The organism is Devosia sp. Z11_6 (genome assembly GCF_058133665.1).
Window position 1 is genome coordinate 1 of record NZ_JBYUNQ010000008.1, and the last position, 14,601, is coordinate 14,601.

General features: G+C 60.7%; 10 protein-coding genes. 5 read left to right on the forward strand and 5 right to left on the reverse strand.

From position 1 onward, the window contains the following. Positions 1-514: 514 nt before the first annotated feature. Positions 515-2,110, reverse strand: coding sequence for an ATP-binding protein (locus tag AC3YMN_RS17455; protein WP_489891007.1), 1,596 nt, complete (start codon positions 2,108-2,110; stop codon positions 515-517). Next, the gene (locus AC3YMN_RS17460; RefSeq protein ID WP_489891008.1) at positions 2,103-2,834 is read right to left on the reverse strand and encodes an alpha/beta fold hydrolase; all 732 of its coding nucleotides are present in this window, start codon (positions 2,832-2,834) and stop codon (positions 2,103-2,105) included. Before AC3YMN_RS17460 ends, AC3YMN_RS17455 begins: the two co-directional genes overlap by 8 nt. 929 nt (positions 2,835-3,763) lie before the next feature. Here AC3YMN_RS17460 and AC3YMN_RS17465 point away from each other — a divergent pair. Continuing rightward, positions 3,764-4,594: a hypothetical protein gene (locus AC3YMN_RS17465; protein WP_489891009.1), complete on the forward strand. Its 831-nt coding sequence runs from the start codon at positions 3,764-3,766 to the stop codon at positions 4,592-4,594. A gap of 1,727 nt (positions 4,595-6,321) precedes the next feature. On the opposite strand, the gene AC3YMN_RS17470 is transcribed toward AC3YMN_RS17465, so the two are convergent. Together AC3YMN_RS17470 and AC3YMN_RS17475 are read right to left on the reverse strand one after the other, a co-directional pair. Next, complete coding sequence (locus tag AC3YMN_RS17470; RefSeq protein WP_489891010.1) at positions 6,322-7,689, reverse strand: sigma-54-dependent transcriptional regulator; 1,368 nt, start codon at positions 7,687-7,689, stop codon at positions 6,322-6,324. Next, positions 7,686-9,545 carry an ATP-binding protein gene (locus AC3YMN_RS17475; protein WP_489891011.1) on the reverse strand — a complete coding sequence of 620 codons (1,860 nt, stop codon included), beginning with the start codon at positions 9,543-9,545 and terminating at the stop codon, positions 7,686-7,688. The genes AC3YMN_RS17470 and AC3YMN_RS17475 overlap by 4 nt, the downstream gene beginning before the upstream one ends. A gap of 186 nt (positions 9,546-9,731) precedes the next feature. Here AC3YMN_RS17475 and AC3YMN_RS17480 point away from each other — a divergent pair, with 186 nt between their 5' ends. The 4 genes from AC3YMN_RS17480 (at position 9,732) to AC3YMN_RS17495 (ending at position 13,860) form a co-directional block, all read left to right on the forward strand. Next, positions 9,732-10,712: a tripartite tricarboxylate transporter substrate-binding protein gene (locus AC3YMN_RS17480; RefSeq protein ID WP_489891012.1), complete on the forward strand. Its 981-nt coding sequence runs from the start codon at positions 9,732-9,734 to the stop codon at positions 10,710-10,712. Between the two features lie 119 nt (positions 10,713-10,831). After that, positions 10,832-11,293, forward strand: a complete 462-nt coding sequence (locus AC3YMN_RS17485) for a tripartite tricarboxylate transporter TctB family protein (RefSeq protein WP_489891013.1) — start codon at positions 10,832-10,834, stop codon at positions 11,291-11,293. Between the two features lie 9 nt (positions 11,294-11,302). After that, positions 11,303-12,808 carry a tripartite tricarboxylate transporter permease gene (locus AC3YMN_RS17490; protein WP_489891014.1) on the forward strand — a complete coding sequence of 502 codons (1,506 nt, stop codon included), beginning with the start codon at positions 11,303-11,305 and terminating at the stop codon, positions 12,806-12,808. Positions 12,809-12,885: 77 nt separating this feature from the next. After that, positions 12,886-13,860 carry a Bug family tripartite tricarboxylate transporter substrate binding protein gene (locus AC3YMN_RS17495; RefSeq protein ID WP_489891015.1) on the forward strand — a complete coding sequence of 325 codons (975 nt, stop codon included), beginning with the start codon at positions 12,886-12,888 and terminating at the stop codon, positions 13,858-13,860. 130 nt (positions 13,861-13,990) lie between these two features. Here the strand turns inward: AC3YMN_RS17495 and AC3YMN_RS17500 are convergent, their stop codons facing one another. After that, the gene (locus AC3YMN_RS17500; RefSeq protein ID WP_489891016.1) at positions 13,991-14,233 is read right to left on the reverse strand and encodes a hypothetical protein; all 243 of its coding nucleotides are present in this window, start codon (positions 14,231-14,233) and stop codon (positions 13,991-13,993) included. Between the last annotated feature and the right edge of the window lie 368 nt (positions 14,234-14,601).

Sequence of the window (14,601 nt, forward strand, 5' to 3'; positions counted from 1 at the left end):
GTGAGGGTGCCGCCACGGAGTTCATCCAGAGTGTGGGCTCACCTGAGGAAGCAGCTCGGCTGTCCCTTGGCCTGGATCTGCGCCGGAACGGCGTCCCAGCGCAAAACGTTCATCGGAACTTTAGCGGGGGTTCGTGTTGGATGAACACCCTGCGGCAAGTGAAGCTCCCGCTTCACAGTAGCCGTGGCCGCACCAGAGGCGCTCAGGCGGCAGGTGGTTACCATGTACGCCGCACCCTGCGGTAAGCAGACTGATCCGACGTGCAATTGGTCACTTGCTGATGGTAAGCCGCCAGTCCGCAGACCACCGCGTAGCAGCCAAGCCAGGTTCAATAAACAGATTGTCTGGAGCAGCGCTGCGTCCTGTTCAAGTCAGCAACAGCCTGAGACAGGCGAGAGAAAAGCCCCACAGGCGGTCAGGTTTGTCATGTCGCAACTAGCTGTCCAGCGTCGATCGGACTTTAGCCAGCATCGCCTGCACTGTGTATGGCTTGGACAGCAGGACCACTCCCGGATCAAGCCGACCGTGGTGAACAATGGCGTTTCGGGTGTATCCGGTGGTGAAAAGCACTGATACCTAGGACAGCTTCGCGCGCGGCGTCGGCCAAGTGGCGACCGTTCATCCCATTGGGCAACACAACGTCCGTGAAAAGCAGACCGGTTGTGGGGTGAGCGCGAAGGCGTTCAAGCGCTTCATGTCCGTCACCCGCTTCGATCACGTGGTACCCGTGGTCTCTCAACGCTTCGACGCAAAACGCTCTTAGGGCCGGCTCGTCCTCGCAGACCAGGATGGACTCATGTCCACCCAGATTGGTACCGGTATCCATCATTGGACGAGCATCTTCCGATACTTGAGCGCGCGGGAGGTAGAGCTTGACTGTCGTGCCGTTGCCCAACTCGCTGTAAATGCGGATGTGCCCGCCTGACTGGCGCACGAAGCCATAGACCTGGCTGAGTCCCAAGCCCGTTCCCTTGCCCACTTCCTTGGTCGTGAAGAACGGCTCGAAGACCCTGGACAGTGTGTCCTTGTCCATTCCCGTCCCGGTGTCAGAGACCGCGACTAAAACGTACTGGCCTGGCGGGATCGGCTCATCGAACGGAGCTAGGTAGCTCTCATCGAGATAGATGTTGCTGGTCTCAATAGTCAGCCTCCCACCAGAAGGCATAGCATCGCGAGCGTTCACCGCCAGGTTGACAAGGGCATTGGAGAGCTCCGACACATCAACCAGTGCGGGCCACAAACCAGCATATTCAACCGACTCCAACGCGACTGTTTCACCGAGGGTTCGCTGGAGCAGGTCTGACGTCTCTCGGATGAGCTGTGTGATGTTGAGAGGCTTTGGGTCCAGGGGCTGCCGCCGCGAGAAGGCAAGGAGGCGTGCTGTAAGCGATGCCGCTCGTTGCGCTCCGAGCATCGCCATCTTTTGTGCGCGTTCGATCCTTCTACGTGGTTCGTCCTCGGCGAGCTGCAAAGCATACCGTCCGATGGTATCCAGCCCGCCCATGATGACCGTCAAGAGATTGTTGAAGTCGTGCGCCACGCCCCCCGTGAGCTGGCCAATGGCTTCCATCTTCTGCGCCTGCCGAAGCTTTTCTTCCGCTTCGAGCCTTTGGGCGAGTGCTTCTGCTACTCGATGCTCGAGATCGCGATTGAGATCTGCAAGAGCAGCGTTGGCTCGCTCCAGATCGCCTCTGGTCTGGAGCAGTTCACGCTCATATCGCCGCCTATCAGTAGCATTGAACAGCGAAATCCGCAGGGATTGGACATTGCCGTCAACGTCTCGACTTTCCTTGGCGTTCACCAGCACAGGCATGATGCCCCCGCTTGGTATGGCCAGATCAAGCGCCACCTCGTTGAAGTACCCTTGCATGCGCAGCAGCGGCGCAAAGTGGGTTTCGTAATAGATCTTGCCTGCAATATTGAGCAGGTCCTGGAAGCGTCTGCCGATTAGCTCATCGGCAGGCGTGCCAATCCATTCTGCCAACGTCGTATTGACCCGCTCGATACGGCCGCCCTCTCCAGCCACGATATATCCGCACGGAGCATGGTCGAAGAAGTCGATATATTCGGCAAGCTGACGCTCATCCGGATAGTGCAGGATTTCAGACAAAGGCGCGGATCGCCTCTATGGTCTCTGCAGGAGCACTCAGATTTGGACAGTGACCCGTTGCCTTGAGAACCACCAGTTGGCTGTTCGGGATTTTGGCGTGCACGTACTCTCCCACTTCCTGCGGCGCAATCACGTCTTCGCTGCACTGGAGTATCAGCGTACGAGTGGTCAGGCCGTCGAGATCAGCGCGGTTGTCGGAAGTAAATGTGGTACGGGCGAAGTGCTTGGCGATTTCTGGATCTGTACGGCAGAAGCTGTTGGTCAACTCTTCACCAAGTTCGGGCCTTTCGGAGTTCCCCATAATGGTGGGTGCCATCGCTTGGGACCAGCCCATGTGGTTGGAATCGAGAAATGCTAGGAGTTCTTCGATTTGTTCGGCTGCAAAGCCACCAACGTATCCATCGTCGTTAATGTATCGCGGGGACGGCCCCACCATCACCAGATTAGCAAACAGCTCAGGCCGCTGCTTGGCCGCGAGTGCGCCGATCATGCTGCTTACGGAGTGACCAACGAAAGTTACGTCTTCAAGGTCAAGTTCGTCGCAGATGTCCAGAACGTCCTGAGCATACCCGCTGAGGTGAGCGTACTTGTCGCGGGAATAGGCCGAGAGATCGGAACCACCGGCACCCACATGATCGAATAGGACGATTCTAAAATCGTTTTCGAACTCGGGAGCCACGAACCGCCACATGTTCTGATCACAGCCGAAGCCATGTGCGAACATGATGGGCCGCTTACCTGACCCTCTAACCGACACGTTGTTTCGAGTGAGTGCGGACACGTGCAACCTCCAGCACCTCTACTGATGCATCGTCCTGATAACAGGTAGGAGCTCCGTCGTCACCTGAGTGCTTCATGCACTTCTTTTGCTCCCAAGCAATCATCCGAACTGACCGAGGCGGGCTAAAGTAAACGGGGGAAGATCCGGTTGGGACGGCTCCAAAACTCGCAATGCTGCGCTGACACGAAGCTGATGCTGGTTCGACACCTTAATATGCAAGCCGATGTGACTCAGGGCCGATCAAGACTGCACCGCAAGGGCTCCAATGGCAGAACCTCAGCGGTATGAAGCTTCAATGTTGCCATGCAGCCGGCGCACGCAACTTCCGCTCGCCCGAGCTATACGTCCAAAAGCCGCCGGTCTGAAACCCACCCCATCTTCGCCGTTTATCGTCGCACGTAGGCCGCCGAAAAGTGGACCTTTCTTCCCGATCGTCTCGAACGCACTGTCGATCGGCGATGCCACGATAAGAGCTGGCGCCTCAAGAACCGTATCTGATGGCCACCGTCGATCCTCCAGGCGCCGCAGCTCTGACCACCTTCCCCAGCCGGATCAGCTCGTCATCGCTGGAGGAGCCAACAGTGGACGCCATAAGGGGGCAATGTTCCAGCCATTGCCATACTCTCCTGTCCCACGGCTGGCAGCCCCATCTCGTCCACTTGCAGCGATAGTGCACGCACCAGCGTGCCGATAACTTGCGTTCCCCACCACGAGGATCGTCCCACCAGTTGCCAATTGGCAATGTCCCACCACCCTCCAGTATTATAGTCACTCATACGGAGGTGCCGCCGAGGAGGTCGGAGGCCGCTTCAACAGCGTAACGGTGGTGCTGCTGCACGCCTTACGCAACACAGCATCGGAGCAGAACGGTCATGACACGTAATGAACGGATGCCCAAGAGCCTGGTGGCGGGACGCCGCAGCGTTTTGAGCGGCGCGGCTGCAGCTGGTGTTGGTTCCGGATTGTCCGGGCCAGCCATTGCCGCCCACGCCGCGGCGGGAGAGATTTCGGATATCTCGCTGCGAGATCAGGACCTGCCATTTATCGGCACCGAAGAGACATTTTCCACCCGTGAGCTGATGGCGCTGAACAACAGGCTGTTCCTCGAGGATACGGGTCTTGCCGAGATCGGGCCGCGCCGCATCGCCGCAATGGATCAGGCGGGGATCAATGTTCAGATTCTCTCCGCCCACACGCCAGGTGTGCAGAATATCCCGGGTCAGGAAGGCATCGATTTTGCGTATCGCCTCAACAAGCTGCTTGTCGATGGCCCCATGGCCACCTATCGCGGCAGGTTTCAGGCATTTGCGACCCTGCCGTTGCAGGTACCGGCGAGACTCCGAGCACAGTCAATATCCGGGCTGGCTGAACCTCAACCAGGTATCAGGCAAGTTTGGTATTCCCTACCACAGGGTACTTGCTTTCGCGCGCAGCGGAGCGGTCGAAGTTGTGAGACCGACCCATCTCTTGACCGATACATATCTCGTCCGGGAGGCCGATGTGGCCGGACTGGTCCAAATTGCGAAAGAAGCGCTCCCACTCCGACAGCTCGGCAGAGATCTCAGGTTGCAGGAGGAAAGCGTCAAGCTGTTGCAAAGTGCCGGCTTATTTCAGGCAATCACCGGGCCGGCGACGTCATTGTTGGGCGAGGGGCCTCATTACGCTCGTACCGATATTTACGCATCAATGAAGTGGTTGGATGACGTCGAAGAAAGCCGGGGGCGAGACGGCTTGGTTAGCATCCGTTCTCTACTGCCCGCAGCGACAAAGAGGCCTCTCATGTGGAGCTCCGCGTTCTTGGCTCTTGCCAGAGGTTGGCTCCCCGTGACCCGGCCTGACACCGGTCCGTGCGACTGGCGAGACCTCCTTGTGTCCAAGGAGGAGTTTGCGAGTAGCCAGTCGTACGCGACTAACGCCATCGTTGAGTGCCTTCAAGAAGATGCTTGTGTGATGGTCAAGGTAGCCGCTGAGCTTGCCGATATGGCGCCCTTGGCCATCTACAATCTAATGCATTCGGGTCATTTGCCGAAGTCGGGGGATGGCGACGCAGCTGTCCGAATAAGCGATCTCAGGAAATTCACACGGCGTTATGTGCACATAGGCGAGGTCAGAGCCAGACTGGGCCTACGCCGGGACCGGACCCGGCAATATTGCAAGGCAAGGGGCGTGACTACGGCATATGAGTTCGATCGCAGCCCAGGAGCAATCTACCTCAGGATGGACATCGAGACGATGCTAGGCCTAACCATGCCGCGCCGGCTATAGGTCCATTAAGTCAGCACGACCGCTCTGCCGAAATGATAAAGGTCGCCGGGGCGTTCTTTGGCGCGCTCAATCATGCCGCCTAGCTCCTATACCCGAAAGGCCCCATACATTCTGTCATCCATGTGGAATCCTGTTGCCGCTTTAAGCGGGCCGACGTGGACGGAGATCATCGCTTGGCCAGTACGTCTCGCGTGCAGGTGCAGATATCGGAAAGACCGAGATTGGGCTGGGCTTGGCCGTTGCTCGTTACGCTGTAGGCGGGTCACTACCTTGGGGCTCTACCGTCGAGGCAATCTGCGGCGGTGGATAATCTCATGTCTGACTGGTCGAAGCCTGCTATCCCCAACTCGGCTTCGCCGCGTCGGAGCGTAAGGATCATTGTCAACGTCGATTTGTGCCAGAGGAAGCCTGACATCAAAGGTCACTTGGAAAAGGAACTGTCGGTTGGGTCTCGAGCAGCTATGCGCTTTAGAGAGCACATCTCGCAAGATCGACTCTATCGCCGAAACTCCCAGCTGAGAGCGACTCGATTGCATATCCATCCGGACAACATAGGCTCCATCCGCCGTTCCGCGACATAATAACGGCTCGTTGTGTCTGACGACCATCGTCGCCCCAGGCACTGCCCGTTAGGAAGGGCAGTGGCTGGCGGCCACTGTCGTTCATCACTTGTCTAGCGTTAGCAAAACGACGGAAGCCAAATTCTGGCTCGGAATGGTTGCGATGGCGACTTTCTCGCTCGGAACGCTGCGCACGGTGCTGCCTTCCCCTCGTGTCCACCTCAAGCCTAGCCTCACCGCGGGTGACGGCATTTCGGACCACTTCAAAAGAAGTCTGGGCTTCGGCCACACCAAGAGACGTCAAAGCCCGAAATCACTGCGAACGCTCAACAAACAGGGGAGGGGAAGCCGTCGGTGCATTCTTAAAACGTAAATGCGCCAATCGAGTCGCGCTTAACCTCAATAGCGGAGTCAGTCTTAAAATGGCGTCTTCAATCGGATGAACATCGTAAGCGGGTTGATCTTTTCGTGGCGGGATATCCATGACTTAGATTATTCCACCCGCCTTTGCCGCAGTGCTCGGCGAGGTCGGTTGTGAGTGCGCCAGCTTTCCCTTGCGAAACGGTTGCCAGCTAGCGGCCGCGCCGGCCTGCAACCAGATGCGTTTACGTCTCCTGCAGGCTTCTTCGGACCGCGAGGCGCGTCATTTTCTCGCTAAGCGTTCGCCGAGGGACCTGGAGGGTTTCGGCGACGGCGGCGACCGAGCCGGCGTGAAGAGACAGTTCGGCCTCGATGACGTGCCGTTCATAGCTGGCGACACGATCGGCCAGGCTCAGGCCCGAAACTGGCACCGCCTTGATGCGCGGATCAAGGATCGCCTGGAGCGAATGGCCCGACGGGTGAAGACCTAGCGCAAAGCGTTCGGCGGCGGCGCGCAATTCGCGCACATTGCCCGGCCAGGAATGCATCACCAGGGCATTGATGTCGGCGGGGTGGAGCGGAGGCACCGGTCGGCCAAAGCGGTGGGCGGCTTGGGCGAGGAAATGGTGGAATAGCATGACGCAATCGTCACCGCGCTCACGCATGGGGGGCAGCTGGAGCGTCGCCATGTTGAGGCGATAAAACAGGTCCGCCCGAAACCGCCCCGCCTCCGACTCGGCCCGCAGATCGACCTTTGACGCGGCAACAATGCGCAGATCGAGCGGGATCTGCCGGTTGGAGCCGAGGCGCTCCACGGTGCGCTCCTGGATCACCCGCAGCACCTTGGCCTGGGCGAGCAGGGGCATGGATTCGATCTCGTCGAGCAGCAGCGTGCCGCTATTGGCGAACTCGAACTTGCCGATCCGCTGGCCCTTAGCGCCGGTAAAGGCGCCCCCTTCATGGCCAAAGAGCTCGGACTCGATGAGCTCGGCCGGGATCGCGGCGCAGTTGACGGCCACGAACGGGCCCTTGGCGCGCGGCGAGAAGTCATGCAGGCACCGCGCGACGACTTCCTTACCGGTGCCGGTTTCTCCGAGCACGATGACATCGGTGGGAATGGGCGCGAGCTCGCGAATGGCATGGCGCAGTTCTTCCATCACGCGCGAGGCCCCAACCAGGCGCGCCGCCAGCTCGTTTTCCCCGCCATCGAGGCGCCGGCGCAGCTGGGCGATCTCGCGCTTGAGTGCGGCCTGCGCCACGGCGCGATGAAGGCTCGCCACCAACTCGTCGGGGACATAGGGCTTTTGCAGGAAATCAAAGGCACCCGCGCGCATGGCCTCGACGGCCATGGGCACATCGCCATGACCGGTAATGAGGATGACCTCGGTGGGCAGCGCGCGGTCACGAACAGTGCGCAACAGGTTCATGCCGGAAAGGCCAGGCATGCGCACATCCGTCAGCACCACATCGGGGTGCACGTCATCGAGCGCGAGCAAGGCCTCGTCGGCATTGCCCGCGACCTGAACGGCAAACCCGGACAGGCGCAGCCATTGCGCCAGCGCCGTGCGCATCATCTCCTCGTCATCAACGATCAACACCAGGGGATTGCTCATGCAGGTATTTTCTCCGCGACGGTAGAGTGGGCGAGGGGGAGGCGAACGGTGAAGGTGGAGCCTTGCTTGGGGGAGCTGCGCACGCTGATCGCGCCACCGAGGTCCCTGACCAGCCCATAGGAAATAGCCAGGCCGAGCCCGAGCCCCCGGCCGACCTCTTTGGTTGTGTAAAACGGATCGAAGAGATTGCCGATGTCTGATGGCGCGATGCCCGAGCCGGTGTCGGCGACGACAATCTCGGCGCTACGCCCATGCTGGTGCACACCCATGGACAGCACCCGGGCGGCGCTGTGCTCCATGGCGTCAGCCGCATTGGACAACAGGTTGATCACCACCTGTTCGAGGTGAACGGGGTTGCCGGGGACGAGGAGCTTGCTGCCATGGCGCTGGTATTCGACATCAATGCCAAAGGCGCGCAACTTGTGGTCCACGAGGTCAAGCGCATTGCTGATCACAGCGCCCAGCTCAGCCTGTTGTTCGATCCGCGTGTCCTTACGCGCGAAGGTTTTGAGATGGCTCGTCAGGGCCGCGAGGCGATCGACCACCTTGTCCATGGTGATCAGGATCGGGGTGATATCCGTATTGGGCGAGCGGGCGGCGATGAGCTTGGCGCTGGCCAGATGGGTGGTGAGGGCCGCGACGGGTTGGCTCACCTCATGGGCTACCCCAGCCAGCGCCTGGCCGAGGCTGGCGAGCTTGGCTGCCTGCACCAATCCCGCCTGCGCCTCGGCCTGCGCCCGTTCGGCATAGATGCGCTCGGCGATCTCGGCACGAAGCGCTTCATTGGCGACATGGACCGCTTCGGTGCGTTCGGCAACGCGCTGCTCCAGCTGCTCGTGATCGGCCAGGCGCTGGGCGACGATGCGTTGCCGCTGCCACAGAAGGGCCAGGATCAGGAGGAGGGCCGAGGCGCCGAGCGCAGCGGCGGCTGCCGCGGTCCACGCTGCCCGGAACAGCGGTGCCGTCGGCGTAAACGAAACCAGGCGCCATTGATGGGTCGGCAACCGCATTTCATCAACCAGGAACAGGCCCCAGGTCTCACTGTCCTGACCGGTCAGGTAGGCAAGCTGGGCTCCCCGCGACGGCCAGATATCGGCAGCAATGGGGGTTTCAACCCAGCCCGTGTCGCCATAGCGGCGCTGTTCGGTAATACGGGTCAACTCCGCGGGTGACGGCGCCAGGAGCGGGCGATAGCGCCAATCGGGTCGAGTGGACAGGATCGCGACAGTGTTGATGTCAACAATGGCGATCAACTCGCCCGAACGCCACCAGGTGGCCTCGATCTCCCCAAGATTGATCTTGGTGACCGCAACCCCCAGTGGCCCATCGGGTCCATCGATCCGGCGTGCCAGAAAGTATCCCGCGACGCCCGTGACGTTGCCCACGGCGTAGAACTTGGCGTCGCCGTCCAACATGGCTTCTTCGAAATAAGGCCGGTAACCCAGATTCTCGCCGACGAAACTGTCATAGGCCCACCAGTTGGAGGCGGCCACCACCTGCCCATCCGTAGCCATGACAAAAAGCTCGCTGCCGCCGGCAGCGTCGTTGAGCTTGGACAAGAATCCATTGGCGCGCTCGCGCAGTTCCTCGTCGCCCGGGCTGAGCAGGACATCGCGCGCTTCGGCCGCCAGGGCCACTGAGGCGGGGAGATAATGAAAGCGCTCGATGATCGCTTCGAGCGTGCGATCAAACAAGGCGAGGCGCCGCTCGGCCTCATGCCCCGCATTGTTGATCGCTCCCGCCAGCGCCAGCTCAAAGCTGGCCCAGCCGACCGCCGCCACCAGCACCAATGCACCGGTGGCACAGATAAGCTGGCTACGGCTGACGAAACCCGATGCGGTAAACCAGCTTGCCAATGATCCTCCTGGCAGGTTTTTGCCTGAACTTGGCGGCGGCGCGGCAAGTTCTTGCCAGAATAGCTAGCACGCCAGAAGCGCGTTGCATATCTGCGTTGCGCCAGCCGCTTGGCACGGCGATTGCAATGATGTGTGCATCGGGGTGGCCGCAATTCGCTGCCCTTTGCTATCCCGGGAGGATCAATAATGAAAAAGACTCTAACTACCCTCGTCGCCGGCGCACTGGTTGCCGGCCTCAGCCTGACCGGCACCGCCTTTGGGCAGGACTATCCCACCAAGCCTATCACGGTTGTGGTCCCATTCTCCGCCGGCGGTCCTACCGACACGGTTGCGCGCCTTGTTGCCGAAGTGATGAGCGCAGATCTTGGCCAGCAGGTCGTGGTGCAAAACGTGGGCGGCGCTGGCGGCACGTTGGGCGCAGGGCAGGTCGCAACCGCGCCAAATGATGGCTACACGCTGCTGCTGCACCATATCGGCATGTCCACGGCGCCGACCCTCTACCGTAGCCTGCCCTATGATCCGACCACCGATTTCGAGCCGATAGGCTTGATCACCTCGGTGCCGATGACGTTGGTGGCACGCAAGGATTTCGAGCCGACGACGCTTGCTGAACTGCTCGAATACATCAAGGCCAATGGCGAGGACATCACCTATGCCCATGCCGGCATTGGTTCGGCGAGCCAGTTGTGCGGCATGCTGCTGATGGACTCGCTCGATACGCAGATGACCACCGTGCCCTATCAGGGCGCCGGCCCGGCCATGACCGACATTATCGGCGGCCAGATCGACATGATCTGCGACCAGACCACCAATACGACCAGCCAAATCCAGGCCGGCGAAGTGAAGGCTTATGCGGTCACGACGCCCGAGCGGTTGGGCAATTTGCCTGACCTGCCAACCACCGTCGAAGGCGGGCTGGAACTGGAAATTGGCGTCTGGCACGGTCTTTATGCGCCTGCCGGCACCGATGCAGCGATCATCGCCCGGCTCGAAGCCGCGCTCCAGGCCGCTTTGGCCAACGAAACCGTGGTGAGCCGCTTTGCCGAACTGGGCACCGTCCCGGTTTCTGCCGATGAAGCGACCCCCGCAGCACTGACCGAAACCCTGACCAGCCAGATTGCACTGTGGAAAGGCGTGATCGAAGCCGCCGGCGTCTTCGCCGAGTAAGGCGCGCGAGGTCTAAGGACCCCGTGCTGTCGAGTGTCGAGGTCGTGGCGCGATGCGCCGCGACCTGGCCCTCGGCGAATCGACACTGCATCTAAGCGCAGAAAAGGAGTGACCGGCTGATGGCGGTCAATGCATCGACTAAGGAGCTCGTTTCCGGCGGGCTGTTTGTGGCCTTCGGCACCTATTTCGCGACCGAAGCCCTGCACTATGAAGTGGGCACGGCCTTTCGCATGGGCCCGGGCTTCATGCCGCTGATGCTGGGGGGTGTACTCGTCGCCCTTGGCGCTGCAGTGGCCATCAGCGGGCTGGGCAAGCCCGACAAGGAAACACGTTCGCCGCCGTCCTGGCGGGCGATCGTGCTGATTCTCGGCACGATCATCTTTTTTGCCGCAACTATCCGGGGCCTCGGCTTTGTGCCCGTAGTCTTCATTTCTGCGTTCGCCACCGCGATGGCCAGCCGCAACAATTCGCCCGTCTTTGCCGCGATCTTGGCGGTGGGACTGACGGTGATGTGCGCCCTGATCTTTGTGATCGGACTTGGCTTTTCCGTGCCGCTCGTCGGCCCTTGGCTCGGGCGATAGGAGACAGCCATGGATATCATTGCTTCGCTTGGACTTGGCTTTTCCGTCGCGCTCGACCCGATCAACATTTTTTATTGTTTCATCGGCGTCCTGCTGGGCACGCTGGTCGGCGTGCTGCCGGGCATCGGGCCCACGGCAACCATCGCCATGCTGCTGCCCATCACTTTTTCGCTGTCGCCCGCGACCGCTCTGATCATGCTCGCCGGCATTTATTACGGCGCCCAATATGGCGGCTCCACCACCGCGATCCTGATCAACCTGCCCGGGGAATCCTCCTCGGCCGTGACCGCGATCGATGGCTACCAGATGGCCAAGCAGGGCCGTGCTGGTCCCGCCCTTGCCACCGCCGCCCTGGGCTCGTTCTTTGCCGGGACCGTGGGCACGCTGTTGCTGGCCTTTTTCGCACCGCCCTTGGCGCGAGCGGCGCTCAATTTCGGTGCGCCCGAATATTTTGCGCTGATCGTGCTGGGCCTGCTGGTCTCCATTGCCCTGGCGCATGGCTCGATCCTCAAGGCCCTCGCCATGATCGTGCTGGGCCTGCTGCTGGGCATGGTTGGGCAGGACATCTATACCGGCCAGCCACGCTTCACCTTCGGCATCCGCGAGCTTTATTCCGGCTTGAACTTCGTGTCGGTTGCCGTGGGCATCTTCGGCGTCGCCGAAATCCTGCGCAATCTCGAGGTCGAGAAGGGCCGCGAGGTCATGGTCAAGGCCGTCAAGAATTTGTGGCTGACCAAGGAGGACTTCCGCCGCTCCACCGGGCCCGTGCTGCGCGGCACGGCACTGGGGTCGGTGCTCGGTATCCTGCCCGGTGGCGGGCACATCCTGGCATCCTTTGCCTCCTATTCCGCCGAAAAGCGGCTGAGCAAGAATCCACAGGAATTCGGACACGGCGCCATCGAAGGCGTGGCCGGGCCGGAATCGGCCAATAATGCTGCAGCCCAAACCAGCTTTATTCCGCTAATGACGCTGGGTATTCCCGCTCATCCCGTGATGGCGCTGATGGTGGGGGCCTTTATTCTTCAGGGCATCACGCCCGGCCCCAACGTGATCAACGACCAGCCGGCGCTGTTCTGGGGCATCATCGCTTCGATGTGGATCGGCAATGTGCTGCTGGTGCTGCTCAACCTGCCGCTGATCGGGCTTTGGGTGAAACTGCTGTCCATTCCTTACCGGGCGCTGTTTCCGGCCATCGTGCTCTTCGCCTGCATCGGGTGTTTCTCGATCAACCAGAACATCTACGACATCTATGCCATCGGGTTCTTCGGCATTGTCGGTTATGTGCTGATCCGGTTCGGTTGCGAGCCGGCGCCGCTGCTGCTGGGCTTTGTGCTGGGGCCGCTGCTCGAAGAGCATCTGCGCCGCGCCATGATCATCTCGCGGGGCGATCCGATGATCTTTGTGACCCGGCCGATCTCGGCTACGCTGCTCGCCTTGGCGGTTCTGGCCGTGGTGATTGCGGTGCTGCCCAATATCCGCAAGAAACGGCAGGAGGTTTTTGTCGAGGAGGACTGAGACCGCTTTTTCAAGCTACACCAAACGGGCGAATGTCCGCCGCAGAGCGGCTTCGCCCCATCATTCGGGAGGAATATATGCAACCAAAGACTTTACTTGTCGCCGCCTTGTCACTCGCCTCAGCCCTAGTCACTCCAGCCTTGGCGCAAGACAATTTTCCCACCAAGTCCATCAACCTCGTTGTGCCCTTTGCACCTGGCGGCTCCACCGATCTGGTGGGGCGCGTTGTTGCCGAAGCCATGAGCCAGCAACTTGGCCAGCAGGTGCTGGTGGTCAACCAGGCCGGTGCCGGCGGCGTGCTCGGTGCCACTGCGGTGGCCGACGCAACCCCAGACGGCTACACGATCCTGATGGGCACCATCGCCACCCATGCCCTCAGCGCCTCGCTCTACACCACGCCGCCCTTTGATCCGGTGGCCGATTTCACGCCGATCTCCCTGCTGGTGACGGTGCCTAATGTGCTTCTGGTCAATCCTGATTTCCCAGCCAACAATGTCGAGGAGCTGATTGCCGAGCTCAAGAGCAAGCCCGAAGAATATGCCTATGCCTCTTCAGGGAATGGCACGCCCCTCCACCTTTCAGGCGAAGTGTTCAAATCCATGGCCGGGGTGGAAATGGTTCACGTTCCCTATCAGGGTTCGGGCCCTGCACTGGTGGACGCCATCAGCGGCGCCGTGCCGATCATCTTCGACAATCTGCCTTCCGCGAGCGAGCACATGAAGGGCGGTACGCTGCGGGCGCTGGCGGTTACGACGCTCGAGCGCTCGCCCAGCTTCCCCGACCTGCCGACCATGGATGAATCTGGAGTTCCCGGTTACGAAACCAACACCTGGAATGCGCTTTTTGCGCCAGCTGGGACGCCGCCCGAAGTGATCGCCAAGCTTAATGAGGCAGCGGTCGCCGCGGTCAAGGATCCCGCTGTGACGGCCCGTTTGGCGGAAGTAGGGGCTGTTGTGGTCGGCTCCACACCCGAGGAACTGGGGGAATATGTGCAGGCCGAAGTGCAGCGCTGGGCGCCAGTGATTGCCGAGGCGGGCGTCAAGATCCAGTAAAGCTTGCCGCGTGAGCCCGATTACCCGCAAACCACGCCCGACACAAAAAAGAACGGCGCCAGAAATCACTTCTGGCGCCGTTCTGTTGATCTTTGCAGCTAGCTTGTGCGGCGCATTGCCGCCAAGTTGATCAGTGCTTGCGCGGCAGCGGGAAATCGGCGCTGCGGTAAAGCTGATTGAGTTCATGCTTACGATAAGCCTTGGTGCCCACCTGGAGCAGTGCCCCATGCAGGCTCACGGGTGCAGCTTCCTCAACGGCAAAGCGGATGGCCTGGGCAGCGGTCGGGAACCGCTTGGCCCCCTGTTCGAAGGCAGTCTGGTGATCACGGCCAAGGAAAAGCTCGGCGGGGGCAGTGTAGTCGGTATGTGTCATTCGGTCTCGTTCTAGGAGCCCCACTGGAGCGGGGGCTATGCTAACTCGCTGAGCGCTTGTGGCGCTTTGGGGCGAGTTCCTGCGGGCTGAAAAGAGTTGGGCGCGCGCAGGGTTGTTGGTTCGGCAAGGGGAGGGCTGGCTGGCACCAATCCGGCGCCGCCTCGGCGGTCGGTTCACATTGAACCTGGCCGCCAAGCCTGCCCCTCAACGAGTAAGGGCGAACAACGCGCTTTGGTTTCAGCTCTCCGGCAAATCGACCATGATGGTTAGCATCGTGGCGATGGCAGCGCTTCCCAACCCTATCAGGTCGAGTTCAATAACCGCTCGGCCATGAGCCTGCGGTTGATAAACCTGCGCAATAAAACGAA